General features: G+C 64.1%; 20 protein-coding genes. 5 read left to right on the forward strand and 15 right to left on the reverse strand.

All coding sequences use genetic code 11. The features are described 5' to 3' along the window. Nucleotides 1-3: 3 nt before the first annotated feature. The 8 genes from ACQ4WY_RS11085 to ACQ4WY_RS11120 all read right to left on the reverse strand — a co-directional run bounded on the left by ACQ4WY_RS11085 (nucleotide 4) and on the right by ACQ4WY_RS11120 (nucleotide 11,604). On the reverse strand, nucleotides 4-2,280 hold the full coding sequence (locus ACQ4WY_RS11085; protein WP_436504020.1) for a DUF3141 domain-containing protein: 2,277 nt from the start codon (nucleotides 2,278-2,280) through the stop codon (nucleotides 4-6). A 48-nt stretch (nucleotides 2,281-2,328) separates the two neighbouring features. Then, nucleotides 2,329-3,453 (reverse strand): ABC transporter permease, encoded by a 1,125-nt coding sequence (locus tag ACQ4WY_RS11090; protein WP_436504021.1) that lies wholly within the window; start codon nucleotides 3,451-3,453, stop codon nucleotides 2,329-2,331. Between the two features lie 4 nt (nucleotides 3,454-3,457). Next, complete coding sequence (gene rbbA / locus ACQ4WY_RS11095) at nucleotides 3,458-6,208, reverse strand: ribosome-associated ATPase/putative transporter RbbA (RefSeq protein WP_436504022.1); 2,751 nt, start codon at nucleotides 6,206-6,208, stop codon at nucleotides 3,458-3,460. A 2-nt stretch (nucleotides 6,209-6,210) separates the two neighbouring features. After that, nucleotides 6,211-7,284 carry an HlyD family secretion protein gene (locus ACQ4WY_RS11100; RefSeq protein WP_436504024.1) on the reverse strand — a complete coding sequence of 358 codons (1,074 nt, stop codon included), beginning with the start codon at nucleotides 7,282-7,284 and terminating at the stop codon, nucleotides 6,211-6,213. An 18-nt stretch (nucleotides 7,285-7,302) separates the two neighbouring features. After that, nucleotides 7,303-8,754: an efflux transporter outer membrane subunit gene (locus ACQ4WY_RS11105; RefSeq protein WP_436504025.1), complete on the reverse strand. Its 1,452-nt coding sequence runs from the start codon at nucleotides 8,752-8,754 to the stop codon at nucleotides 7,303-7,305. Between the two features lie 10 nt (nucleotides 8,755-8,764). Beyond that, nucleotides 8,765-9,550, reverse strand: coding sequence for an enoyl-ACP reductase FabI (gene fabI, locus ACQ4WY_RS11110; protein WP_436504026.1), 786 nt, complete (start codon nucleotides 9,548-9,550; stop codon nucleotides 8,765-8,767). After that, complete coding sequence (locus tag ACQ4WY_RS11115; RefSeq protein WP_436504027.1) at nucleotides 9,547-9,732, reverse strand: hypothetical protein; 186 nt, start codon at nucleotides 9,730-9,732, stop codon at nucleotides 9,547-9,549. Before ACQ4WY_RS11115 ends, fabI begins: the two co-directional genes overlap by 4 nt. Nucleotides 9,733-10,161: 429 nt before the next feature. Continuing rightward, nucleotides 10,162-11,604 (reverse strand): IgA Peptidase M64, encoded by a 1,443-nt coding sequence (locus tag ACQ4WY_RS11120; RefSeq protein ID WP_436504028.1) that lies wholly within the window; start codon nucleotides 11,602-11,604, stop codon nucleotides 10,162-10,164. A gap of 215 nt (nucleotides 11,605-11,819) precedes the next feature. On the opposite strand from ACQ4WY_RS11120, the gene ACQ4WY_RS11125 reads away from it, so the two are divergent. Both ACQ4WY_RS11125 and ACQ4WY_RS11130 read left to right on the forward strand, forming a co-directional pair. After that, nucleotides 11,820-12,422, forward strand: a complete 603-nt coding sequence (locus tag ACQ4WY_RS11125) for a TetR/AcrR family transcriptional regulator (RefSeq protein WP_436504029.1) — start codon at nucleotides 11,820-11,822, stop codon at nucleotides 12,420-12,422. Nucleotides 12,423-12,430: 8 nt separating this feature from the next. Next, complete coding sequence (locus ACQ4WY_RS11130) at nucleotides 12,431-13,639, forward strand: DUF418 domain-containing protein (protein WP_436504030.1); 1,209 nt, start codon at nucleotides 12,431-12,433, stop codon at nucleotides 13,637-13,639. Here the strand turns inward: ACQ4WY_RS11130 and ACQ4WY_RS11135 are convergent. From ACQ4WY_RS11135 to ACQ4WY_RS11145, 3 genes are all read right to left on the reverse strand, one after another. Beyond that, nucleotides 13,630-14,883 carry a cyanophycinase gene (locus ACQ4WY_RS11135; RefSeq protein ID WP_436504031.1) on the reverse strand — a complete coding sequence of 418 codons (1,254 nt, stop codon included), beginning with the start codon at nucleotides 14,881-14,883 and terminating at the stop codon, nucleotides 13,630-13,632. The genes ACQ4WY_RS11130 and ACQ4WY_RS11135 overlap by 10 nt on opposite strands. Nucleotides 14,884-15,045: 162 nt before the next feature. After that, entirely contained in the window at nucleotides 15,046-17,841 is a 2,796-nt protein-coding gene (locus tag ACQ4WY_RS11140) for a TonB-dependent receptor (RefSeq protein ID WP_436504032.1), read from the reverse strand. A 33-nt stretch (nucleotides 17,842-17,874) separates the two neighbouring features. Then, on the reverse strand, nucleotides 17,875-18,876 hold the full coding sequence (locus ACQ4WY_RS11145; RefSeq protein ID WP_436504033.1) for a MurR/RpiR family transcriptional regulator: 1,002 nt from the start codon (nucleotides 18,874-18,876) through the stop codon (nucleotides 17,875-17,877). A 203-nt stretch (nucleotides 18,877-19,079) separates the two neighbouring features. On the opposite strand from ACQ4WY_RS11145, the gene ACQ4WY_RS11150 reads away from it, so the two are divergent. Both ACQ4WY_RS11150 and ACQ4WY_RS11155 read left to right on the forward strand, forming a co-directional pair. Next, nucleotides 19,080-20,216 carry a succinylglutamate desuccinylase/aspartoacylase family protein gene (locus ACQ4WY_RS11150; protein WP_436504034.1) on the forward strand — a complete coding sequence of 379 codons (1,137 nt, stop codon included), beginning with the start codon at nucleotides 19,080-19,082 and terminating at the stop codon, nucleotides 20,214-20,216. Between the two features lie 4 nt (nucleotides 20,217-20,220). Next, nucleotides 20,221-21,609: a YfcC family protein gene (locus ACQ4WY_RS11155; protein WP_353659953.1), complete on the forward strand. Its 1,389-nt coding sequence runs from the start codon at nucleotides 20,221-20,223 to the stop codon at nucleotides 21,607-21,609. 37 nt (nucleotides 21,610-21,646) lie between these two features. Here the strand turns inward: ACQ4WY_RS11155 and ACQ4WY_RS11160 are convergent, their stop codons facing one another. From ACQ4WY_RS11160 to ACQ4WY_RS11170, 3 genes are all read right to left on the reverse strand, one after another. Then, the gene (locus ACQ4WY_RS11160) at nucleotides 21,647-22,852 is read right to left on the reverse strand and encodes an alpha/beta hydrolase family protein (RefSeq protein WP_436504035.1); all 1,206 of its coding nucleotides are present in this window, start codon (nucleotides 22,850-22,852) and stop codon (nucleotides 21,647-21,649) included. A gap of 155 nt (nucleotides 22,853-23,007) precedes the next feature. Further along, nucleotides 23,008-23,433: a GNAT family N-acetyltransferase gene (locus ACQ4WY_RS11165; protein ID WP_436504036.1), complete on the reverse strand. Its 426-nt coding sequence runs from the start codon at nucleotides 23,431-23,433 to the stop codon at nucleotides 23,008-23,010. Between the two features lie 164 nt (nucleotides 23,434-23,597). Next, complete coding sequence (locus tag ACQ4WY_RS11170; protein ID WP_131685576.1) at nucleotides 23,598-23,795, reverse strand: hypothetical protein; 198 nt, start codon at nucleotides 23,793-23,795, stop codon at nucleotides 23,598-23,600. Between the two features lie 273 nt (nucleotides 23,796-24,068). Between ACQ4WY_RS11170 and argH the strand changes: the two genes are divergently transcribed. Continuing rightward, entirely contained in the window at nucleotides 24,069-25,466 is a 1,398-nt protein-coding gene (gene argH / locus ACQ4WY_RS11175) for an argininosuccinate lyase (RefSeq protein WP_436504037.1), read from the forward strand. 58 nt (nucleotides 25,467-25,524) lie between these two features. Here the strand turns inward: argH and ACQ4WY_RS11180 are convergent, their stop codons facing one another. Next, nucleotides 25,525-26,493 carry an IS1595 family transposase gene (locus ACQ4WY_RS11180; RefSeq protein WP_436504038.1) on the reverse strand — a complete coding sequence of 323 codons (969 nt, stop codon included), beginning with the start codon at nucleotides 26,491-26,493 and terminating at the stop codon, nucleotides 25,525-25,527. Between the last annotated feature and the right edge of the window lie 25 nt (nucleotides 26,494-26,518).

The raw sequence follows: 26,518 nt of genomic DNA on the forward strand, positions 1-26,518 counted from the left end.
CTTCTAGGCAGGGGTAATGTGTTTGGCCGGCTTGTCTTTCGGTCCCTTATGGGGAGCAGGCTGAGATGCGCGCGTGTCCGGCGGCAGCGCATTCGCCTGCTCCTTGACTGCGCGGTCGAAGACCTCCAGCATCTGCTGCAGGCTCGCTTCCTCGTCCGGCGTCGGCGCTTCGGGCACTTGCAACACTTGCTGCAGCCATTCGGCCAGCGCGCCGATATCGTCCGGGTCGGCGCGCGACAGCAAGGACGGCAAGGCGGCGATGGCCGCATCGAAATCATGCAGCATCAAACGCGCCTGCTGGCGCACGATGCCGCGGAATTCCTCCATGCTGACATCCTGACGGTATTGCGGCTTGATCAATTTGAGGGCCAGATTGACCCTGCGCTCGTCGGCGATCATGCGGAAGCGGTAGATGTAGAACAGCGCGCGCACGGCCGCTTCCACCAGGCCGCCGCGCTGCATGTCCTCGTCCATCTTGCGCGTTTCGCAGCGCACGTATTCGCAATGCTCGGGCGAGATGCCGGGATGGGGGCGCGGCGGCGTGGCGTCGCCGATGGCTTGTCCCGTCAGTGCCTGCACCAGCGGCGAGCCGTACACCAGGTCGAAGGTGGTTTCCTGCACCGTATCGCGCCAGTCGCGCCAGCTGTTCAAGCCGGCCGTGATGGCGCCGGAGATGGCTTCCTGCATGGCCAGCAGCGGGTTGTCGGGCGATACCGGCTGGCGCTGGGCGCGCACTTTTTCCGCCTCCTTGGCCACCAGCCTGGCCAGCGGATTGTGATCCGTCCAGCGCTCGTACGACACGCGCAGCGGATGCGCGAGCTGCAGGAAGCGCGCCGCCTGCGGCGTGACCATGGCGCGCACCCACGGCTGCGCAAACGTGCGATACAGGGCCAGGTTCACTTCGGATACGCGCGCGGCAGCGGCGAATTTGCGGTCGTTTTCCACGCTTGGCTGCACGATGGCGCGCACGTCCTCGATGCCGCGGTGTTCGACCTGCAGCACGTAGTCGCCGCTGGCCAGGTCGGCGTTCGGCGTATCGGGCGTCTTGTCGACGATCCGCGCTTCGTAGATGCCGGCCGGCAGCAGATTGATGAGGTCGATATTGCTGGCGAATTTCTGGTGTTCCTTGTGTCCCACCTTGGCCGAGACGAAAATGCCCAGGTGACCGATGCTGTCATGCACGGCATACACGATGGTCTGGTCGTGCATCAGCACATCGTTATCGTCGCGGTACAGGTCCGTGATCCAGCCCAGGGCCTGCGGCGGCGGCGTGATGTTGTCGCCGTTCGAGCAGAACACGACGATGGGCGAGCGGATATTGCGCAAATCCAGGCGCACGCCGTCGGAGGTGATCAACTCCGCCGTGGCCAGGCGGTTGCCGATGAACAGATTGTCGACGATGTACTGCATCTCGACGTCGTTGAGGAACACGTGGCCACCCCAGTATTTTTCAAATTCCAGATAACGGGGCGCTTCCGTATCGATGTTCGCGTACAGGTTGTACTGCTTGCTCCATAGGGTGTTGGCCGGGTTCAGCTTCTCGAAATTCTGCACCAGGCTGGCGCCGTCGAAACGGCCGTTGCCCAGGTCGCCCGCCAGCGCCGTGGCCCAGCTGCCGCCCATCAGGCCACCCGCATAGCGCATCGGATTGCGGCCATGCCAGCCGGCCCAGTACGAGACGGGCGCGCCGGCCACGATGATGGGGCCGAACAGCTCCGGGCGCATGGCGGCCGTCATGAGGATTTGCCAGCCGGCCTGGCAATTGCCGATGACGACGGGCTTGCCCTCGCTGAGCGGATGCAGGGCGATGACTTTTTCCAGGAAGGCCGCCTCGGCGTGCATCACGTCTTCCACCGTCTGTCCCGGCACGGGATCGGGCAGGAAGCCGATGAAGTAGCACGGGTGGCCAGCGCGCAGGGCCACGCCGATCTCGCTCTCGGCCTTGAAGCCGCCGATGCCGGGACCGTGGCCCGCGCGCGGATCGACGACGACGAATGGCCGCTTCGATGGATCAGGTTCGGGCGCATCGGGCGTCAAGATGCGCGCCAGGCCGTAGTTGACGGGACGCGCCAGCTCCAGGCCCGACATCACCAGCTCGGCGGGGAAGTCCAGCACGTTCGGCACTTCCTCGGCCAGATGCTCCTGGTACTGGTTGCCGCGCCGGCGCATCACGTCCGCATACAGCACGATGCGCTGCCACGAGTCGCGCGCATAGTCGCCCAGCACGCCCAGCGACGGCAAGCCGCCGGTGGAAAAAAATGGTGCAGCTTCGATCTTCATGGCTATCCTTTTCATGCAAAAAAACGCCGGACCATTCCGGCGCGGGGGCTACGCCATCTGGCTGATGGTCTTGCGAAAGCGCGCCAGAGCGAAGGTAAACAGGGCCGTGCCGATAGCCAGCAGGGCCAGGAACGGTTTCCACACCACGTCGATGCCGGCGCCCCGGTACAGGATCGCCTGGCTCAATTCGACAAAATGCGTGGTCGGCGCGATCAGCATGATGTTCTGCACCAGTTCGGGCATGCTTTCGCGCGGCGTGCTGCCGCCCGAAAGCATCTGCAGCGGCAGCAGCACGAGGATCAGCAGCATGCCAAACTGCGGCATGCTGCGCGCCACGGTGGCGAGGAAAATACCCATCGAGGTGGTGGCAAACAGGTGCAGGGCGGCGCCGCACAGGAATAGCGCGATCGAGCCTTCGATCGGCACGTGCAGCATGCCGCGCACCACCAGGTTCAGCGACAGGGCGGCGGCCAGCAGCACCACGAGGCCCATCGACCAGACCTTGCCCAGCATGATCTCGGCCGGCGTCACGGGCATCACCAGCAAATGCTCGATGGTGCCGTGTTCGCGCTCGCGTATCAGGGCCGCGCCGGTGAGGATGATCGACAGCATCGTCACCTGGTTGATGATTTCCATCAGCGAGCCAAACCACGCCTGGCTCAGCGATGGATTGAAGCGCGCGCGCATCACCAGCTCCACCGGCGAGACGCTCGCACCCCGGTAGCGCCTGGCGAATTCGGACACCTCACCGGCGACGATCTGCTGGATGTAGCCGCTGCCGCTGAAGGCTTGGCTCATGCGCGTCGCGTCGACGTTCAGCTGCAGTTCCGCCTGGCGCCCACCGAGCACGTCGGCCTGCAGCTTGGGCGGGATGGTCAGCACGAAGGTGTACTGGCCCGCGTCCAGGCCCGCATCGACCTGGCTCTGGTTGATCATGGCCGGCGGCGTGAACTGCGGCGGGAAGAAGGCCGAGGCGATGCGCCCGGACAGGGGCGAACCATCCTCGTCGACGATGGCGATCGACGCCATGTGCAGGGTTTCCGGCTTGGCCGTGGCGGCCACGTAGATGGCCAGCGTAAAGGTATACAAAATCAGGATCAGCATCATGGGATCGCGGATCAGGCTCCAGATTTCCTTCACGCCCAGGCGGTAGATATTTTCAAGGTGGCGCATACGCTTACGACTCCTGTTTCTTCAGCAGCGCCACCGTCACGCCGAGGATCACGGGAATGGCGACGAGCAGGGGCCAGAACGAGGCGTGCAGGTCGCCAAAGCCCAGCGCCTTGTTGAACACGCCCCGGCTGATATTGAGCATGTGCGTGGCCGGGTACATCAGGCCGATGGCCTTGCCCACGCCTTCCATCGACGAGACGGGATTGAGCAGGCCGGAAAACTGGATGGCCGGGATCATGGTGCCGATCATGGTCACGAACAGGGCCGCGATCTGGCTGCGCGTAAACGTCGAGGCGAACAGGCCGATGCCGGTGGCGCAGATATTGAAGATGAAGGTGGCGCCGATCAGGGTCGGCAAGCTGCCCTTGATCGGCACGCCGAAGGCGGTGACCGCCAGCAGCGCCATGAGGACGAAATTGAGCATGGCCAGCAGCACGTACGGCACCTGCTTGCCGAGCAAGAATTCCAGGCGCGTGACGGGCGTCACGTACAGGTTGATGATGGAGCCCAGTTCCTTTTCGCGCACCACGGACAGCGCCGCCAGCATGGCCGGCAGCATCAGCAGCAGCAAGGGAATCACGGCCGGCACCATGGCGGGCAGGCTTTTCACGTCGGGGTTGTAGCGGTAGCGCGTCTGGATGGCGACGGGGTTGCTCATCGTGATGCCATAGCGGTGCAAGGCCTGGTCGGCCAGCCACAGCTGATGCATGCCCTGCACGTAGCCTTGCACGGTTTCGGCGCGCATCGGCATGGCGCCGTCGATCCACGCGCCCACCTGGGCCGGCGCGCCGCGCTGCACGTCGCGCGCGAAGCCGGGCGGAATCTCGATGGCCAGCGACAGTTCGCCGCTGCGCATGCGCCGGTCGATATCGGCATAGTCACGCAGCGGCGGGCGCTCGACGAAGTAGCGCGAACCGGCCAGGTTGTTCGTGTAATTCTGGCTCAGGGTCGTCTGGTCGTGGTCAAGCACCGCATAACTGAGGTCTTCGACGTCCAGGCTGATGCCGAAGCCGATGACGAACAGCAGCAGCACGGAGCCACCCAGCGCCAGGGTCAGGCGCACGGGGTCGCGCCGCAGTTCCAGGGTTTCGCGCCACATGTAGCTGAGCATGCGCCCCAGGCTGAAGCGGCTGCGCTGCTGCCGGTGTTCCTGCTGCGGCGCGGTCGCATCCGCCTTCTGTGGGGGCGCCTCGCTTTCCTGCGCCGCCGGCGCCGTGCCGCCGCCCGCCTCTTCCAGATAGGCGATGAAGGCAGCTTCCAGCGATGGCGCGCCCTTCTTGCGCACCAGTTCGGCCGGCGCATCGCTGACCAGCACTTTACCGGCATGCATCAGCGAGATGCGGTCGCAGCGCTCGGCCTCGTTCATGAAGTGGGTGGAAATGAAAATGGTGACGCGGTCGCGCCGCGCCAGCTCGATCATCAGGCGCCAGAAATTGTCGCGCGCGATGGGGTCGACGCCGGACGTCGGCTCGTCGAGGATCAGCATTTCCGGCTTGTGCACCATGGCCACGGCCAGCGACAGGCGCTGGCGTATGCCCAGCGGCAGGCTGTCGGGCAAGTCGTCCATCACTGCGCGCAAGTCAAAGCGCTGCGCCATCTCGTCGATGCGGGCGTCGATTTCGCTGGCGGGCACGTGGAACAGGCGCGCGTGCAGCACCAGATTCTGGCGCACCGTCAGCTCGCTGTACAGCGAGAAGGCCTGCGACATGTAGCCGACCCTGCGGCGCGTGTCGATATCGTTGGAATCGACTTCCTTGCCGAACAGCCAGGCCTTGCCTTCCGTGGCCGGCAGCAGGCCCGTGAGCATCTTCATGGTGGTCGACTTGCCGCAACCGTTAGAGCCGAGAAAGCCGAAGATCTCGCCGCGGCCAATGCGGAAATTCACATGGTCGACGGCCGTGAAATCGCCGAAGCGCATGGTCAGGTCTTGCGCCTCGATGGCGACGTCCTGCGCGCTGGCTGCGTCCAGTGGCGTAATCACCACGGGCTGGTGCCCCGCGCGCTTGGCTTCGGGCAGCAGCTTGATGAAGGCCGCTTCCAGGTTGCTGCTGTCCGTGCGCGCCAGCAGTTCGGCCGGCGTGCCCGTATCGAGCACCTTGCCATCATCCATGGCGACCAGCCAGTCGAAGCGCTGCGCCTCGTCCATGTAGGCGGTGGCCACCATCACGCTCATTTGCGGACGTTGCACGCGGATGCCGGCGATCAGGTCCCAGAACTGGGCGCGCGCCAGCGGATCGACGCCGGTGGTGGGCTCATCGAGAATGAGCAGGTCGGGATCGTGGATCAGCGCGCAGCACAGGCCCAGTTTCTGCTTCATGCCGCCCGACAGCTTGCCCGCCGGGCGCGCCAGGAAGGGCTGCAGACCCGTGCTGCGGGTCAGCTGATCGATGCGGCGCCGGCGTTCGGCCGCGTCATGGCCGAACAGGCGCGCGAAAAACTGCAGGTTTTCCTCGACCGACAGGGTCGGATACAGATTCTTGCCCAGTCCTTGCGGCATGTAGGCGATACGGGGGCAGACGTCGTCGCGGTGGCGCGCATCGCGCATGTCGCCGCCCAGCGCCATGACGCTGCCTTCCTGTACTGCGCGCGCGCCGGCCACCAGCGACAGCAGGCTCGATTTGCCCACGCCATCGGGCCCGATCAAGCCCACCATGCGGCCGGCCGGCACATCGAGGTCGATGGCGGCTAGCGCCACCGTCTTGCCGTAATGCTGGCTGACGCCACGGATGCTGACGACGAAATTGTTCACATCCATGGTCACTGCGGAACCTTCGTCGTCAGTTCAGCGGGCCATGCCTGCTTTGCATCGAGACGCACCCACGCCACGCCGGGCAAGCCCACTTTCACCAGGGCCAGGTGCTTTTGCAGCAGTTCGCGGCTGATCTGCGCCTTGACGCGGAACATCAGCTTCTGGCGCTCGCTGGCCGTCTCCACCGTCTTCGGCGTGAACTGCGCGCTGGCGGCGACAAACGAGATCGTTGCCGGAATCACGTAATTGGGCGCCGCGTCGAGGATGATGCGCACTTCGCCGCCCATCGCCACCTTCCCGGCCGCCGTCTCGGGCAGGAAAAAGGTCATGTAGACGTCCGACAGATCGACCAGGTTGAGCACCTTGCCGCCGCCCGCCACCACTTCGCCCTGCTGCGCCACCAGGTATTGCACGCGGCCGTCGCGCGGCGCCGTCAGCTGGCCATCGGCCAGGTCGGAATCGATGCGCGCCGTGGTCGCCTCAGCGGCGACGACGGCGGAACGCGAGCCGACCACCTGCGCCTTGGCCGCGTCGATGGCCGCCTGCGCCGCCGTCACCTGCGCCTTGGCCGCATTCAGGGCCGCGGCCACGCTGCGCACGCGGGCGCGGTCGTCATCGAGTTCCTGCACCGAGGAAGCGCCCTCTTTCGACAGGGTTTCGGAGCGGGCCAGGCGGCGCTTGGCCGCATCGAGTTCGCTTTCGCGCTGCGCCACCATGGCCAGTGCGGCCGCCTTGTCGCTCTCGCGCACGGCCACCTGCGCCTGCGCGCCGACCACGGCGTCGGACGCCTGCTGCTGGCGCGCGCGCGCCTCGTCGCGCTGGGCCGTCAGGGAATCAACCTGCATGGTGGCCAGCGGCTGGCCCGCCTTGACGAAGTCGCCCTCGCGCACGAGGATCTCCTTGACCCGGCCGGCCAGCTTGGTGGCGACATCGATTTCCGTCGCTTCGATGCGACCATTGCCGCTGACAAAACCTTCGCCAGGTCCCGTGGGACGCATTTTTTGCCAGGCCACATAGCCCAGTACGAGAACGGCCACGACCAGCGCCGCGGGGATGAGTTTTTTCTTCAGTTGAGCATTCATGGTATCGGGGCGATCAAATTAGTGGGTGGAAGCGTCGGCGGAAGTGGCGGAGGTGTTGGCAAGTACGCCGCCGCCCAGCGCCGCATACAGGCTGACCTGGCTCGATAGCAGCGCGCGGCGCGTCTGCACCAGTTGCTGCTCCACCGTCAGCAGGTCGCGCTGCGCATCGAGCACTTCCAGGTAGGGCGCGGCGCCATTGTCGTAGCGCAGCTTGGCCAGGCGCGCCCGTTCGCTCTGCGCGGCCAGGGTGGTCTTGCCAATGTCGACCTGCAGCGCCAGCCAGCGCCGGTTCGACAGCGCGTCGTCCACTTCGCGGAAGGCGCCCTGCACGCTCTTTTCATAGTTGGCCACAGCCACGTCGCGGCGTACCTCGGCCAGGTCCATATTGGCGCGCAGGCGGCCTGCGTCAAAGATCGGCAGCACCAGGCGCGGCGCGAGATTCCAGGCGCCGCTGCCAGAATCGAACAGGCCGTTCAATTCCGCGCTGGCCGTGCCGTAGGCCGCCGTCAGCGAAATCGTCGGGAAGAAGGCGGCGCGCGCGGCGCCGATATTGGCTTGCGCGGCACGCAGTTGATGTTCGGCCGCGATCAGGTCGGGACGCTGCGCCAGCAAGGCCGAGGGCAGGCCCGCATGCAGCGGCTGCAGCACGCTGGCGTCGTCGAAGCGACGGGTGTCCGGAGTCAGGTCGACGGGGCCGCCCACCAGTTGGGCCAGCGCGTGCGCCTGCACGGCGCGCGCCTGTTCCAGCTGGGCCGACAGCGACAAGGCCTGGCTGAGCAAGGTTTCCACCTGCGTCAGGTCCAGCTTGGAAATCGAACCCACCTCGAAGCGGCGCGTGAAGATGCGCAGCGATTCGGCGCGGCTGTCGACCGTGGCGCGCGCCAGCGCCACCCGTTCATCGAGTTCGCGCAAGCCCAGGTAGCCATTGGCCACCTGCGCCACCAGGGCCACGCCGACGGCGCGGCGCGCCTCGTCGCTGGCCAGCAGGGTTTGCAGCGCGCTGTCCTTCAAGCTGCGCACGCGGCCCCAGAAATCGAGTTCCCAGGCGCTCACGTTCAAGCCCGCCTGGTACTGCGCGCTCGTCATGGGGCGGCCCGTCACGCTCAGGTCACCGGGCACGCGCGCGCGGCTGCCGGAGGCGCCCAGCGCGATGGTGGGAAATTGTTCGGCGCGCTGGATGCCATACGCGGCGCGCGCCTCTTCCACGCGCAGGGCGGCGATGCGGATATCGCGGTTGCTGGCCAGCGCCTGTGCAATCAGCGCCTGCAGGCGCGCGTCGGCAAAGTACGCTTGCCAGGCGACGTCGGGCGCCTGCGCGCCGGCCGGATCGGTCTCCGGATACTGCGCCGCCACGGGCAGCGGCGGTGGCGCATACGGCGGCGCCATCGAGGCGCAGCCGGCCAGCAGCAGGCTGGCGGCCAGCGCCGCTACTCGGGTGCAGGAGGGCAAAACGGAAACAGCCATGATCATCTTCTTCCAGTCAATTCAGAATGTTGTAGCCGCCATCGACATACAAGGTGCCGCCCGTGATGGCGCGCGCGCCGTCACCGGCGAGGAAGGCGCACAGCGCGCCCACATCCTCGATGGTGGCCAGGCGCCGCATGGGCGAGCGTTCGATGGCGTCGGCCATCAGGCGGTCGAAATGGGCGATGCCGGAAGCGGCACGCGTTTCCAAAGGACCGGGCGAAATGGCGTTGACGCGGATGCCTTGCGGACCCAGTTCGGCGGCCAGGTAGCGCACCGACGCTTCCAGCGCAGCCTTCACGGGACCCATCAGGCCATAGTCGGCGATGACTTCCTCCGCGCCCAGGTAGCTCATGGTCATCAAGCTGCCGCCGTCCGGCATCAGCGGTTCGGCCAGCTTCGCCATGCGCATGAAGGAGTGGCAGGAAATATCCATCGCCTGCGCAAAACCGTCGGCGGAACTGTCCGTCACGCGGCCATGCAAGTCCTGCTTCGGCGCGTAAGCGATGGAATGGACGAGGAAGTCGAGCCGCCCCCACTGCCGTTCGATCTGCGCGAACAGCGCTTCGAGCTGGCCCGGCACGGCCACGTCGAGCGGCGCCATGATGGCCGCCGACAGTTGCAACGCCAGCGGCTCCACGTGTGGACGGGCCTTGTCATTGAGCCAGGTCACGGCCAGTTCGGCGCCGGCCGCGCGCAGTGCGCTGGCGCAGCCCCAGGCGATGCTTTGCGTGTTGGCGATGCCGACCACCAGGCCCCGCTTGCCCTGCAAAGGCAAGTGCTGGCGCAAGTCGGCCGTCATGCCTGGACCGGACGCAGGGCGGGCCACGGCGTGGCCGCATGCACGCATCGCACCGCGCCGGCGCGCATGGCGGAGGCGCACATGGCCAGGGTGACGCCGCCGGCACGCGCATACGGCAAGGCGATGGGAGTGTGGGGATGTAAGGTACTGCACGCGTCAGGCGCGGGGGTCTGCATCTTCATGAATCGGCTTCCGTCACTGAAATTCGAGGCACGCACCAGTGCATTTTCGGGGAACTGGTACGGGGCGAAAATTACTCTACAGCATTTAGATACGTGATTCGCGATGAGTCCGGTCCGCATGCATAACGCTTTTGAGCTAGGTCAACTATAAGTGCGATTGCGGCAATGCAACATTGATGTAAATCAAATTTTACCGCAATATTATCTAAATGAAATATTTTTCAGGCAAGCGTGCGGACGTGTTTATTGAATAACATCGCTGGGCTGGCGGGAAAAAAAGGGAGTGCGCCAGCGACAATTGGTATTGCCTGAAAAGCAAGCGATGCTGGGCAGGGGAGACAGGCAAACGGTGGGGAGAGGCAGAAAGTGGGCCATGCTATTGCGTTGCAGCATGGCCCACCATGCATGACAGGACAGAGATGAACGGTCTTATTTTGCCGGCGCCGCGGCGGGACGCGAATACAGGTCGATGATGGTGCTGATGCCATCCTGGCAAACGGAGCAGAACGTCTCGCTGCGGTCGAACATGATGCATTGCATCTCCGGCCGGTAGTAGCCGGACGACTCGTAGTTGGCGCCCTCAAAGGCGCCCACCGCATGGCGCTGCGGCGCCTTCGAGAACAGTTGCTGCGTGTACGCCAGGTCGGCCTTGAACAAGTCGCTCATCTCGCTTTCCGGGCGGTTTTGCGCACGCAGGGCCGCGCGCTGCTTCTGGTACTCGCGCGCATGGCTGTCGTACGCCTCCTTCGGCCATGGCGTCGGCAGCGGTGTGCCCGCCTTGACGTGGTTCTTCCATTTCAGTTTGGCCGGATCGCGCAGCGCCGTGGCGTTCGGCTCCCACGGCTCCTGGCGTTCACCGTTGGATTGATAGGCCACGGGCGAGGTGTAGTACTCGTCGGCCAGGCCGGCAAAATGGTGGCCGAATTCATGCACGAACAGGTAATTGGCCCAGTCGTTGTTCGCCGCCGCCGTGCTGAACTGGCCGAAGATGCCGCCGCCGCCGTAGGTATCGTTGTTGACGAGGATTTCGATGAATTCATACGGCGCATACTGCGCCAGGTCGCGCAGGGCGCGGTTATCCGTCGTCAGCACGTAGCGCTCGCTGCCGAAGATATCGTAACGCGTACCCAACGGCGAAGCGTGATGCACGCCCGTCGAGGGACGCGACACGCCCGACTCCTGGGTCGGCGCGGCCATGGCCCACACATTGAAGTCATTGGCCCGCTCGCGAAATGGCGAGACGGTAAACAGGTGCTCGGCCAATTTTCGCGCCGTCGCTTCGAACTTGCCCATTTCGGCCGCCGTATAGCCATCGCCCATGATCAGGAGGTCGACCTTGCCGGACGACGGGCCACTGATGCGGATCGGGATCGGCTTGACGGGTGCCGGTGGCTGCTTGCGGATCACATCCTGCGCCGCCGGGTCGACATCGGTGCTCCACACAATGGAAAACAGGCCGCGCTCGTCGCGCTTGAGGATGCGCACGCGCACGGGGTGCTCGGGCTGCGGGAAGCGCACGGATTCCTGGAAAGCGCGCGTGGTGGTTTTCGCTTCATCGGTGCTGGCCCACTCGCCGAAGATGGTGGAAAAACCGCGCGAATACAGCACCTTGCCCGACTTGATATCGACTACTTCCAGCAGGTTGTTGCCACGGTTGCTGTCGTCGATGGGGCGCGCCGGATTGCCCGGCCATGGCAGGGGCTCGATCAGCACGCGTTCGACCGCATAATGCTCGCCCAGCGCATTGCCGCTGTGCTGGTAATCAAGGCGCATGGTGGCCGGCAGCGGCGCATCGGCCGCCTGCGCGGCGGGGAGCATGCCGGCGGCCAGCGCCAGCGCGCAGAGGAAGGATCGAATCGGGGTCTGCTGCATGTCATTCCTAAAACGGTAGAAAAACAGGTGAAGGGAACGGTTTTCCAAACAATCAGCGGGCCTGCCGGCAGGCGCGGGAAAAACCGCTGCGGCACATTGTAGCGACAGGAAAGGAGCGTGCAAAGCACCCTTTTCTCGCGATTCGCTTGACCATGCCATTCAATCGGCTTATATTAGATTGACTAATCGATTAATTAAAAGGACAGCAAACCGCCATGCGCACCATCGATCCCGGCAAACACGCGGCGCGCCGCGACGCCATCCTCGCCGCCGCGCGCAGCTGCTTTGCGCGCAAGGGCTTTCACCAGACCAGCACCGCCGCCATCTGCGCGCAAGCGGGCATGAGTCCCGGTAACCTGTTTCATTACTTCCCCACCAAGCAAGCCATCATCGCTGCCATCGTCGACCAGGAAGGCGGCGAGACGGTCGCCTATTTCGCCAGCGCGCAAGGCAGCGCCGATGCGTACGGCGCCCTGCTCGACTTCATGGACCTGGTGCTGGCGCTGGCGGCCGACGCGGACTTTGCGGCACTGGCGCTGGAAATTTCCGCAGAGGCGATGCGCGACACGGATATCGCGGCCAGGGTGGCGCGCAATGACGCCAGCCTGCGTGGCGGCCTGCAAATCTTGCTGGAAGAGGCGGGCGCGCGAAGCCAGATCGACACCGCGCTGGACGCCGCGCAAACGGCCAGCTGGCTCGCCGCACTGATCGACGGCATCTTCAACCGGGTCGCCGTCGATCCCCATTACGCGCCGCTGGCGCAGCGGGCCAGCCTGCATCTGTTATTGGCGCGCTTCCTGCGCCCTGCCTTGTCATGAGCGGCGCCATGAGCGGCTCACTGAGCACGCCATCGACGCGCATCGCCGACGTCGACGCCCTGCGCGGCTGCGCCCTGTTCGGCATTTTGGTCGTCAATATCGGCGCCTTCGCCACGCCCTGGTTCGGCCTGGGCATGACCGATCCCGCCTTTCACGGTGGCGTGGACCGCGCCACGCATTTTCTCGTCGCCCTGCTGTTCGAGACCAAGTTCTACCTGCTGTTTTCCTTCCTGTTCGGCTACAGCTTCACCTTGCAGATGCAGGCGGCTGCGCGCACCAATGCGCCGTTCGTGCCGCGCATGCTGCGCCGGCAAGCGGGCCTGTGGCTGATCGGCGCACTGCATGCCGTGTTCCTGTTTCATGGCGATATACTCACCACCTACGCCGTGCTGGGCATCGTGCTGCTGGCGCTGCACCGCTGCGGCGAACGCCAGGCACTGTTCCTGGCGCTGATGCTCGTCGCCGTCTGCGCGGCATTCTGGGCAGGCATGGCCTGGCTGCAAAGCCTGCAGCCGGCGGGCGACACCGCGGACAACGCCGTGGCGATGGCGCAAAAGGCGGCAAGCGCGCTGGCCGCCTATCGCGCCACGCCGGCCGCCGTCGTCAATCAGCATCTGCGCGAACTGCGTGAAATCTGGATCGTCCTGCTGCTGGTGCAAGCGCCCTGCGCGCTGGCCATGTTCCTGTGCGGCCTGGCCGCCGGCAAGCGCGAGATGCTGCTGCACGCAAGCGCTTATCTGCCGCTGCGGCGCCGCCTGCTGTGGGCCGGCGCGCTGGTGGGGCTGCCCGGCGCTGCCATCTATGCGTGGACTTCCGTGTATGGGGACAGCCAGGCATGGCAGGTGGCGGGACTGGCCGTGGGCCTGGCAAGCGCGCCGCTGCTGGCGGGCGCTTACCTGGCGTTAGCGCTGGCCCTGTTCGAGCACCTGCGCGACGGCACGCTGTTTTCCCTGCTGGCCGACACGGGCCGCATGGCCTTGTCGAACTACCTGCTGCAGTCGGCCATCTGCGCCTGGCTGTTCCTCGCGTATGGCGCGCGCCTGATGGGCAGCGTCTCGCCGCTGGGCGCCCTGGCGCTGGCCATCATCCTCTTTTGCATGCAGCTGCCACTGAGCCGCTGGTGGCTGCGCGGCCACGCGTATGGCCCTGTCGAATGGCTGCTCAGGGCACTGACGATCGCCGCGTGGCCCCGCTGGCGGCACGCCGCTTACTTGTAGCGGTACAGGGGCTGGCGCAGCTGGATGGGGCGGATGTCGAGGCGCAGCTTCAGCACCGAATACGCTTCCGCCTCGGTCGAGCTGTAGCCGACGCTGTTGACCGTTTTACTGAAGCGGAACTCGAAGCCCAGGTCCGGATACGGATCGCGCGGATTGCCGAAGGCGATGCCGATGGCTTCCTGCTGCGCGTTGTCGATCAGGTTGCCCATCAGGTCGAGCACCGCGTTATTGCCGAGAATATCGTTGGTAAACACGGGCTCGCGCATGTCGGGCTGGTTCGGATCGAGCTTGTTGTCGGCCTTGTCCGGCGACGGCGTAAACACGCGCGTGACGAGGTTGAATTTGTCACCCCGGTCCAGGTAGCTGATGGCGGCGTTACTGATATTGAAATTTTTCACACCGCGGTCGCTGATGGCGCCCGACAGGTCGATCAGCAAGGCGCCGCTATAGCCGATGACTTCCACGTCGCGCATGGCGTCGACCACCATGGCGCTGTTTTCATCGATGCCCAGTCCCAGGTGATAGCCTTTTTTCAGCATCACGGGAATCATGCGCGCAAAGCGCCCGCGCACCAGCAGATGCTGGTCCACGAAGACATCGCTGCCGATGAAGCCCAGGCCGGGCGCAATCTCGCGCCCGTCCGTGACGCCCATCTTGAGCATGTCGAGCACGGGCTTGGCATCGTAAAACATGGTGGTACTCATGATGGCCGCGCCGGCGCTGGAACCGGCGATCACGCCGCCATTGCGGTAGACCGACCAGATGGCTTCCAGCGCGGCCGTGCGACTGCCGTCCGGGCGCAGCAAGGCTTGCGTGATGCGTCCCTGGTCGCCGCCGGCAAAATAGATACCGCTGGCCGACTTGATCTGCGTGACGATGGCCGGGTCTTCGGCTGCCTTGCGGTAGTCGCGATTGGCCAGCTTGACGGCCAGCGGCACGAAAAAGGCGTCGGCGCCATATTGGTTCAGCTTCCTGATGATGCTTTCGCCCGATTTTTCCGGGTTCATCGCGGCCGAAGCCAGCACGGCGATGCGCGCACCTGGCCCGCCCGACAACTTGACGATGCGCTGCCAGACTTCGGCATTGTCGGCGCGCAGGCCGCCGCCAATGATGACGAGGGTGCCCTGCGGGGCACTGCCGATGGTACTGCCGCCAGGCGCCGCCACGGCATGGAAGCTGCACAATGCCAGCGCGAACAGCAGCGCGGCGCGGAAGGTGTGATACAGGCTTGCGGATGATTTCATGGTGCCTCTCGAATACAAGGAAAGTGGCGCACACTTGTTGCTACAGGCGCGCGCCCTTGCTGCCAAAACTGCTGCTTGCAACCCAACTGCCTCGAACTACGATACTACTTGCTGCATATGACAGCGTTGTTGCGGTATCTCCACGCTTCTATGTAAAACTGCTTACTTGAAGCTGTAATTGGCGCTGGCATAGAAGCGCCGGCCGCGCGGGTCCGTGTAGGTCGGGTCATAGCCGGAGAGGAAAAAGTACGCCTGGTTCGAGTACGGCGGACTGGTATTGAACAGATTCTGTATGCCCGCGCGCAGCTTGAACTGCTTGCTGACTGCGTACGCGCCGGACATGTCCCACAGCGTATACGCCTTCACCCGGTTCGGCTTGACCACGCTGCCATCATCCGTGTTGATGGCCGAATTCTGGTCATCGTAGCCGCTCGAATACGTGTTCGACAGACTGGCCGAATACGGACCATTGTCCCAGTCCAGCGTGATTGTATGGCGCCAGCGCTGCACCACGCCGTCCGTGACGAAGGTATTCAGGTTGCTGATAAAGACGTCGCCAGGGCTGGTCTGGATTTTCGAATCGAGCACATAGGTGCCGCTCAAATGGCCGCCGAAACGTCCCCACGCCGTTTGCACGCCATGCAGGTCGGCCGTCAGGTCGATGCCCGCAGCCTTTTGCGCACCCCGGTTTTCCTTGCGCAGCTCGATATAATCGATTTCATTGTCCTTGTTGCGGTGTACCAGGTCGCCATACTTGGCCAGGTTACCGAGGATGATGTCGTCGCCGATTTCGCTGATCAGGTCCGTGCGCTTGATGTTCCAGTAATCAAAACTGAAGGTCCAGTGCTGGCTCGGTTCGAGCACCAGGCCGGCCGTGAACTGGCGGCTGCGCTCGGGTTTCAGCTTGTCGTTGCTGTAGCGGCGCGTATCCCAGTTGTCGGCGCAGACGGAATAGTCATTGTTCTCGCTCGCGCAATACACGGGATCGGGCAAGGTCGCCGTGCTGCTGTAGGCAGTGGGACGGTGCAGGTCAGACATCGATGGCGCGCGGAAGCCCTTGCCGGCCGAAGCGCGTAGCAGCACCTGTTTGCTGGGCATATAGGTCAGGCCAATCTTGGGACTGAGGGCGCCGCCTACCTGCTGGTAGTGGTCATAGCGGCCCGACAACTGCGCCTGCCACTGCTTGGTAAATGGCAGCAGCAATTCGCTGTAGATGGCTTGCACCTTGCGGCTGTCGCTGGTGGCCACGCCGCCTTCGGGCGCTGCGTCGTTGTTGATATTGTCGCTCATCAGCAACGCCGATGGACGGAACTCCGTGCGTTCGCGGCGCACTTCCCCGCCCACAGCCAGCGCCATGTCGCCGCCACCCAACGCCATCAGCGCGCGCGATGCCTTGAAGTCGAGCGCATCCATGGTGCCGCGCGCATGGCGTACTTCGTCATTGACCTGGATGCTGTCGAGCAGCGCCTTACCCTTCGCGCCCGATGGGCCAAACGGGTTGATGTCGCCAGAGGCAATGCCCTCCAACAGCTTGTCGTACAGGACATAACCATGCGTATCGCGGTCCTTCACGACGTTGACGCTGTGGTTGAAGCCCACGTCGTAATCCCAGCCGGCGAGCGTGCCGCTGGCGCCCACCACGAAGCGCTGGCTCTCGCTGGTCAACTGGCTGGTGCGCATGCCTGCCTCGTTCAGGCGCATGCGCAGTTCCAATTCGCGCGCAGTCGGATTGCCGTCTTCGTCGACGATGCTATCGAGGCCGGTATTGGCCAGCTGCGGCACCTTGCTGTAATCGAGATAGCCGATCACACGCGCCGACGAACCCACGTAATAGCTGCGCGAGCGGCTCAGCGCCACTTCCGCGTACAGCTGGTGGTCGTTGTTCAGCTTCAGTACGCCGCGCGTGAGCAAGTTCTGCTTGTCCGTCTTCGGATACAGCTCCGTGTCGCCCATGTAATCGTATGTACAGGCATCGACGCCGCCCGTTCCCGCCGGCAGGTACAGGTTGGCCGGCGGCGAACAGTTCGGGATCGACAGATTGATCTGGCGGTTGCTAATCGGCCGGCCATTGAGCAGGAAGCCATTGTCCTGCAAATAGTCGCGCTGCTCCCCTGACAGGCGGATATTCGCCGGGCTGGTAAAACTCGACAGCAAATGCCCCAGGCGCTGCGGAACCTGCAGGTTCGGAATGAACTTGCGCTGCGAGGAGCTGAGGCGGTCCATCTTTTGCATGTCGACCACGGAAAAGATATTGTAGCCGTCCGTCGCCAGGTCGCCCGTACCGGCCGTGATGCTGGCCGTGCGCTTGCCGGCGCCCCCTTCATCGGTACGGCTGCCGTAAACGTTCAGCTCCACGCCCTGATAATCCTTGCGCGTAATAAAATTGATGACGCCGCCGATGGCGTCCGTGCCGTACAGGGCCGACGCGCCGTCGAGCAGCACTTCCACGCGCTGCAGGGCGGCGGCAGGGATATTATTCAGGTCCACGCCCGCATCGTCGCCGGGCGAGGCAAAGTTGGCCATGCGCCGGCCATTGAGCAGCACCAGGGTCGATGACGTGCCCACGCCGCGCAGGTTGGCGCTGTTGAAGCCGCGCTGGTCGCCGCCGATATTGATGCTGGCGCCATCGGTCAGGCCGCCCACGTTGGCCGACACGCGCGCCATCAGCTCGGCCGCCGTCGTCACGCCCGCCTTTTCGATATCGGCGCGCGTGATGATCTGCACCGGCAGCGCCGTCTCCGACTCCAGCCGCTTGATGGCCGACCCCGTGATTTCCACGCGCTGCATTTTTTTCGGCGCAGGCTCGCCATCCTGCTCCTGCGCTTGCGCCTGAGCGCCGCTGGCCAGCATGCCCAGCGTCGCCGACACGCCCAAGGCCCCCAGTGCCAGGCGCATAGCATGCGCCAGCGCCGACTCACGTGGCCGTACGCAGCTGCCGTCTTGTTTTTCTGCTTGCATGCAAAATCTCCCCGATGGTGTTATTGCTGATTTTTATAATGACTGCGGCACTGCCTTGCGCTGCTTTGCTGCTGTTTTCCGGGTGCCCTGCACACCATGTTCGCCGCCGTACAGATAGGCGGCGATGACTTCGCTCAAGCGGGCCGCTTTTTCAACGTTCTTCTTGTTCGATACCATCAGCGCCACGGCCAGCGCCTCGATCATGGCCAGCGCCGTGCTGGCGCTGCTGGGCAGGACGGGATGCGTGCTTTGCGCATACAGCGCGTGATCGGCCAGTTCGGCCAGGGGGGACGCGGGCGAATCGGTGAGCGCCACGATGCAGGCGCCGCAGTCGCGCGCGAAGCTGGCCAGGCCGATGCAGTCGAGCGTATAACGGGGGAACGAGATCACCACCAGCACGTCCTGCGCCGTCAGGTTAACCAGATGGCCGGCCGCCACTTCCGAGCCGCCGATGCCCACCACTTCCACCACATGCGGACAAAACGGCTGCAGATGCTGCACCAGCATGCCGGCCAGGTTGGCCGACAGGCCGAAACCCATCACATACACCACCTTGGCGCGCGTCAGGCGGCGCACCACGGCCTGCATGGCGTGCGGCGACAGGGCATCGGATGTGGCGGCGATGTTCGCGGCCGCATATTCCAGGCTTTCCGTGACGGGCGACGTGGCGCGCGCGCGGCGCTCTATCGTGCGGCGCAATTTGTCGACTGGCTGCAACAGCGATTGCAGGGTTTCGGCCATGGCGCCGCGCATGGCCGAGTAATTCTTCTGGCCGATGTCGCGCGCGAAGCGGCTGATGGTGGCCGTCGATACCTGGCAGCTGTCGGCCAGTTCCTCGATGCCCAGCGCCGTCACCCGCATCTGGTTGCGCAGCAGGTAATCGGCGATTTGCCGCTGCGACGCCGAGCCGCTGGCCAGCACGTGCATCAGCGCCTGCCCCAGCGGCGATTGCGCGAACGCGGCATCGGGCGCCGACAGCGTGCTAACCCGTGGCGTGTGGGAACTGCTGCGTGCAGGACTGGCGGATGATTTCATATCACTGGCGGCCTGTGTTCTTGTGCATGGCGGATGACGAAAATAAAAGGCGAAAACGGGTCGCTGGAACTTACTGTACTCATATCAAAAAGAAAACTCAACAAATATTTGTAAAAGGATTTTCATTGATTTACTTCGTGAAAATAATGCTACATAATCGACCGAAATCCATCAACCGTGCCCCGTTTTGGGGCGAATTCACCATGCAAGTACAACAGCATCCCATTTCCACCGCGCACGCCAGCGTAGCGTGCCAGTTGAGCAGCTTCCACTTTGGCGCCGCGGCTGCCAACAGCCGCAGCGGCAAGAAGGTCTACATCCAGGCGGCGCTGCATGCGGATGAAGTGCCGGGCATGCTGGTATCGCAATTTCTGCGCCGCGAACTGCTGGCGCTGGAAGCGGCGGGCAAGGTGCATGGCGAAATCATCCTGGTGCCGGCCGCCAACCCGATCGGCCTGGCGCAAGCCATTCATGGCGCGCCGTTCGGCCGCTTCGACCTGACCACCGGCATCAACTTCAACCGCGCCTACCGCCATGTGGCCGATGAACTGAAAACCACGCTTGATGGCAAGCTGGGACAGGATGCGCAAGCCAACGTGGCGCTGATACGCCGGCACGCGCGCGCCGCCGTCGCCGCCTGGCGGCCGTCCACGGATGCGGAGACGCTGAAAAAGACCTTGCTGGGCATGGCCATCGATGCCGACATCGTGCTCGACCTGCATTGCGATAACGAGGCGGCCCTGCACATTTACACAGGCACGCCGCTGGCGGCGCAGATCGCACCGCTGTCCGCGCTGCTGGGCGCGCGCGCCGTGTTGCTGGAGCTGGCGGCCGGCGAAGAGCCGTTCGACGAAGCCTGCAGCCGATTGTGGTGGGATCTCGACGCGCACTTCAAGGGACGCTATCCGATTCCTGCCGCCTGCCTGTCGACCACCGTCGAGTTGCGCGGCGAAGTGGAAGTGAGCTACGCCCTGGCCGAACGCGATGCCACCGCCCTGCTGCGTTTTCTCGCCATCGAAGGCGTGCTGGAGATCGACGGCGCCGGCGACGACCTGCCCGCCCCGCAGTGCGAGCCGACGCCGCTGGCCGGCGTGGAACCGATCCTCGCGCCGCATCACGGCGTACTGGTCTACCTGCGTGAAATGGGCGAGGTGCTGGCCGCCGGCGACGCGATAGCCGACCTGATCGATCCTGTCAGCGGCGAGACGACGACCTTGCGCTGCACGGTCGCCGGCGTCTTTTTTGCACGCAGCGCCCACCGCCACGTCTTGCGCGGCATGAACGTCGGCAAGGTCGCCGGCGCCGTCGCCTTCCGCGGCGGCAGCCTGCTGAGCCAATGACGCCATGAGAAAATTCAAGCTCCCCAATACCTTCGTCCTGCTGTGCGGCATCCTGGCCATGATCGCCCTGGCCACCTGGCTGGTGCCCGGCGGGAAATTCGACACGCAACTGGTGAACGGCAAGCAGCTGATCATCCCCGGCACGTTTCACTATGTCGACAACAAGCCGCAGGGACTCGCCGCCCTGATGATGGCGCCCATCAAGGGCTTCGTCGACGCCAGCCTGATCATCGGCTTCGTGCTGATCGTCGGCGGCGCCTTCGCCGTGCTGCAAAAAACGGAAGCCTTCGATTCCCTGATCAAGGCCATCGCCAAGGCGCATACCAGTTCGCGCTTCGTGCGCGCCGCCATCATCCCCGTGTTCTTCACCATGTTCTCGCTCGGTGGCGCCACTTTCGGCATGAACGAGGAAGCGATTCCCTTCATCCTGATCTTCGTGCCGCTGGCCCTGGCCCTGGGCTACGACACCATCACGGGCGTGTCGATCCCCTTCATCGGCTCGCAGGTGGGCTTTTCCGCCGCGTTCCTGAACCCGTTCAATGTCGGCATCGCGCAGGGCATCGCCGGCGTGCCGATCTTTTCCGGCATCGGCTACCGCCTGATCGTGTGGGCCATCGCCACGGCGGTCAGCATCGTGTTTTTGATGTGGTACGCGGCGCGCATCAAGCGCCATCCGGAAAAAAGCCCGACCTATCTGCTCGACATTGAAAAGCGCCGTGAACACTCGATGGACCTGGACAGCTTTGCCGGCATGACGCGCACGCACCGCGCCGTGCTGTGGATTTTCATGGCGACCTTGCTGACGATGGTCGTCGGCGTCGTCAAGTATGACTGGTTCATCGATGAAATCGCCGCCCTGTTCCTGGTGATGGCCATCGTCGTCGGCCTGGTCGGCCGGCTCGACATGGACAGCCTGGTGGCGTCTTTCGTGCAGGGCGCGCGTGACATGGTGAGCGTGGCGCTGGTCATCGCGCTGGCGCGCGGCACCATGATCCTGGCGCGCGATGCGCAGATCATCGACACCATGCTGCATGCATTGACGCCCCTGGTGGCCTCGTCGAGTCCCGTCTTCGCCGCGCAAAAGATGTTCTTCATGCAGTCGGTGATCAACTTCTTCATCCATTCCGGCAGCGGCCAGGCGGCTCTCACCATGCCCATCATGGCGCCGCTGGCCGATCTGGTGGGCGTGACGCGCCAGACCGCCATCCTCGCCTTCCAGTTCGGTGAATTCACCACGCCGATGATCCCCACTTCCGGCATTACCGTCGGCGTGCTGGCGCTGGCGCGCGTGCCCTGGATTACGTGGGCCAAGTGGATGATCCCGCTGCAGCTGATTTACCTGGTGCTGGCGCTGCTGCTGCTGATTCCCCCCTGCCTGATGCACTGGCAGTAAAACAACAGCACGGCGATGCACAGTCGCCGTGGCGTTCTTATTTTCGGTACGCCTGTCCGTACGCGCCATCGACGCTGCCCTTTGCCCAGTCGGCCATCAGATCATAGAACCCTGGCGTGATGACGGTGGGCTTGCGCGTTCCATCCGATGCCTGAGCGTAGCTGCGCATGCCGTGATCGGCCTGCGGGAAGAGGTAGACCGAGATGGCCTGGCCCTGGCCGCGCAATGCCGTCAGGCGCTCCACGGTGACAGCCGGCGGCGCCTGACGGTCGTCCTCTGCCAAGGCCCATAACTGCGGCACCTTAACTTGACGCACAAGCTGCACGGGATCGAGCGACCAGTCGATATCGAGCTTGTCGAACCGCGGTATGCCATGCTTGCGCAGCTCATCGACCGGCATGCCCAGCAACACGCCCGTGTAGCCTCCCTTGATGAAGCCAAACCACGCTTCCTTGCCGAACTGCTGCTGGAATGCCGACAAGTCGTCAAGACCATCCTTGTAGCCGGATTTGACGATTCTTGCCGTGATATCCGTCACCATCCTGCCCTTGGCGATGACGTCGCCGCCATAGCCTTTGTCCCGCAATTCCATGGCGACCTGCGCCGCATCCTGCTCCGTGATATCGGCCACTAGGCCGTAGCCGATGCCGAGAAATTCCGCCTTGGCGCGCGCCTGCGCCAGCGGGGCGATCCAGCCGCCCTGGCTCACGCCCATCAGGCCGAAGCGGCCGTAGCGGCCTTGCGCCAGCCGTTTTGCTTCGCGCGACGCGGCCACCAGGTCATCGGCCAGGCGCGGAAAATTCTGCGTATATTCGCCTTCGGACAGCCCCGTGCCACGCTTGTCATACACGAAAACGGACACGCCCCGTCCAACCATCTGATAAGGATCGCGCGCGCGGTCGATCCAGCCGCTGCCTTCGGAACCATGGGCATACACGACCAGCGGCGTGTCCTTGCCTGCGCCCGGCGCTTCCAGCAAGCGGCCAGCGAGCATGACGCCATGCGATTCAAAGCGCGTATTGGCTTCGGCCACTGCCACTTTCGGCCAGCGCTCCTTGCCGCTGACAAGCACGGCGTCCTTTCCGCACGCGACCAGTGCCCCGGCATCCTGCATGTTGCCAACGGTCCCGTCGCTAAAGGTATAGCCATACCCTTTTCCCCCTTTGGTAACGGCGACGAAACCCGTCTGGTCCTGGCGTAAAATGCCCGTCTCACAAGGCGCCGGGCTGAATGCCTCCGGCATGGGAACGGCAGTCGCCGTGAACGATACGGCAAGGAGAGGCCAGAGAAAAGAAGAAGTCATGGAGTCAGGATCCGATAGGTGGCTGTCGCGTTGTTGATCAAGCAAACGGTGATATCAGGGCAAGACCGAAGCCGCGCGCAAACCGCGGCAGCTGTTCAACACCGATAAATATCGGGGAAATACCGCTCCATCAGCGCCTCCGGCCTGAGCGGCGCAGTAAAACCGTGGCGCGCATACAAGCCATGCGCCGTGCTGGTGGCCAGCATGAAACGACGCAAGCCCTGCAAGTCGGGATGTGCCATCACGGCGTCCATCAGGCGCTTGCTGTAGCCGCGGCCGCGGCACTCTTCCAGCACATACACGTCGACCAGATAGGCAAACGTGGCGTAGTCGCTGACCACCCGGGCGAACGCCACTTGACGGCCGTCCAGCGTGCCGCCGAAGCATAGCGAATGGTCGATGGCGCGCTGTACGGTGGCCTGCGTGATGCCGATGGCCCATGCCGATTGCGTGCTGAGAAAATGGTGAATGGCGGGAACGTCGAGTTCCGCCTTGTCGGTACTGATCATCAAAGGTGGCATTGTGCAAGCCTTGCTATCGTTGAAAACACGATCATCGGTCTTTTTTCTGCGGCTGTCACCAGGGCTGGAAAGAAACGGGGGCGCCACCCGTCCTGACTGTCCGTGATGCGATACTGCTGTTTGCTGCGAATATCTTTCGTACTGCCTGCATTGCTTGGCCGCGCTTACAGGGCGGCTTTTTCTTCGGCACTCAGGCGCTTGGCGCTGACATACACAGTGTGCATGGTGGCTTGATCGGCACTGGCAAGGATGGGTGCCGGCGCGGCGCGGAACTTCGGCACGGCGGCGGTGGCCAGGCTGGTGGCTGCGGCGATGGCGATGATGGCAACGAAGATGGCTTCCATGTTTTTAGCGATGTTCATGATATTTTCCTTGAGGTTGAGGGGCGTTGCTGTTTGTCCTGCGATGATTGAACTGTAGGCCTATCGCCCCCGAACTGCCATCGGATTGCGACCAAACGCACGATTCGCGGGACAGAATACAAAAAGCCCGGATGGAACGCGCAATACCGCCTGCGCCTGCCATTTGAGGCTTGTCAGCCCCATTCCTGGCCATTTCAGCGCCCTGCAGGCCCCTAAAAGTCCTACCGCAGGCCAACCTTGTTTATAATCGCCCTACACTAAAGGACTTCTTTCATGACTGATCAATTCTCCAAAAAGGGCGAAGCCTGGTCGGCCCGGTTTTCCGAACCGGTCTCGGACCTCGTCAAGCGCTACACAGCTTCTGTATTTTTTGACAAGCGCCTGGCGCTGTTCGACATCGAAGGTTCGCTGGCCCATGCGGAAATGCTGCATGCGCAAGCCATCATCAGCCCGGCCGACCACGCGGAAATCCAGCGCGGCATGGCGCAAATCTCGCAGGAAATCGCCGCTGGTCAGTTCGAATGGCTGCTGGACCTGGAAGATGTCCACCTGAATATCGAAAAACGCCTGACCGAACTGGTAGGCGATGCGGGCAAGCGCTTGCACACGGGCCGTTCGCGCAACGACCAGGTGGCGACCGACATCCGCCTGTACGTGCGCTCCGCCATCGACGACATCACCGCCCTGCTGGCGACGTTCCGCAGCGCGCTGACGGACCTGGCCGAGCAGCATGCCGACACCATCATGCCGGGCTTTACCCACATGCAGGTGGCCCAGCCGATCACCTTCGGCCACCACATGCTGGCGTATGTTGAAATGTTCGGCCGCGACGCCGAGCGCATGGCCGACTGCCGCAAGCGCGTCAACCGCCTGCCGCTGGGCGCCGCCGCCCTGGCCGGCACCACCTTCCCCATCGACCGCCTGCGCGTGGCCAAGACCCTGGGCTTCGACGACGTGTGCCACAACTCGCTCGACGCCGTGTCGGACCGCGACTTCGCCATCGAATTTTGCGCCGCCTCCGCCGTGCTGATGATGCACGTGTCGCGCATGGCCGAGGAACTCGTGATCTGGATGAGCCCACGCATCGGCTTCATCGACATCGCCGACCGCTTCTGCACCGGCTCGTCGATCATGCCGCAAAAGAAGAACCCGGACGTGCCGGAACTGGCGCGTGGCAAGACGGGCCGCGTGTATGGCCACCTGATCGGCTTGCTGACCCTGATGAAAGGCCAGCCGCTGGCCTACAACAAGGACAACCAGGAAGACAAGGAACCGCTGTTCGACACCGTCGATACCGTCATCGACACCCTGCGCATCTTCGCCGACATGGCCGGCGGCATCACGGTGAAACCGGAAGCGATGCGCGCGGCAGCCCTGCAAGGCTACGCCACGGCGACCGACCTGGCCGACTACCTGGTCAAGAAGGGCTTGCCGTTCCGCGACGCCCATGAAGCGGTGGCCCTGGCCGTGCGCGCCTGCGTCGATGCCGGTTGCGATCTGGCCGACCTGTCGCTCGAGCAGCTGCGCGCGTTTTCCCCGTTGACGGGCGAAGACGTGTTTGCGGTGCTGACCCTGGAAGGCTCCGTTGCCGCGCGTGACCACGTGGGCGGCACCGCGCCACGCCAGGTACGCGCCGCGATCGCCCGCGTGCGTACGCAGCTGGAAAAATAAACGGGCTCTGTCCCACCAGCGCCCCGCCGCATCGCTGCAGCGGGGCGTTTTTCATTGGCTATGTCACCGTCAAGTGTGGGAATACTCCCAGCGCGGCTTTCAATAACGTTTCTGGTGAACGAATGCGCCTGGCGTCGAGTATCCAGCGCCATCCCAGATAGTTCGGCATGTAGCGCGTCGCCACGCCGTGAAACGGCCGTAGCCATTCGCGCAAGCGGCTGTGATATGCGTTGACGTTCTGCACATGAGCGGCGCCCCATACCCGGATGCCGGCGCGCAAGTTGACGGCCTGGTGGCTGATGCCTGCTTCCCTCGCAAAAGCCCGATAGGCGGCATGGCCGTCCGTGACGAGCAGGATATCCTGGTCGATGACGGGCAACAAACAGCGGTGCAGCTGAGCCTTCGTCAGCGCGCCTCTGCCCGTGACGAAATCGAGGGTCTGGCCCGTGCGATCGCGCACCACCAGGATGCAGACCTGTTCATTCGATATGCCGCGCTGGTGCGCATGGCCGCCCCGGCGGCGGGCCGGACGCGTCATCTGCCTGGCTCCCTTTTCCGATTCCAGCACGTATAACTCGTCGGCCTCGGCGATGCCATGCAGGCCATGCGGCCGGTCCGTCTTGGCTACGCTGAGAAAACGGTGCCGCCAGCGAAACGTGGTGTTGCGATGCACGCCCAATTGGCTAGCCGCCTGGCGCACCGAGGCGGAGCCGAGCAGGCAATCGGCATACTCGATCCACAACGATTTATAGCGCAAGTGCGCCAGGGGAGTCCCCGTCAAGGCATTGAAGGTGCGCCCACAAGGTACACAACGGTAGCGCTGCAGGCCGTGCGCATGACCATGCCCGTGCTGGTGATGCGAGTGGCAGGCGGGACAGGCCAATCGCGGCTGCACCACACTTTCCAGCAGCGCGACGGTCGCGTCGTGTGGCGCGTTGCCACGCAGCAGGGCCATGCCTGCCTGCCGCTGGCGCCGGTTCAACTGAGCAAACTGCGCAATAAAGCTGAGCCATTTATTTGGCTGCATGATCTGCTCCCTAGGTGGTGAGTAT

Source organism: Janthinobacterium salmonicoloratum (assembly GCF_051380845.1).
GTDB lineage: Bacteria > Pseudomonadota > Gammaproteobacteria > Burkholderiales > Burkholderiaceae_D > Janthinobacterium > Janthinobacterium lividum_F.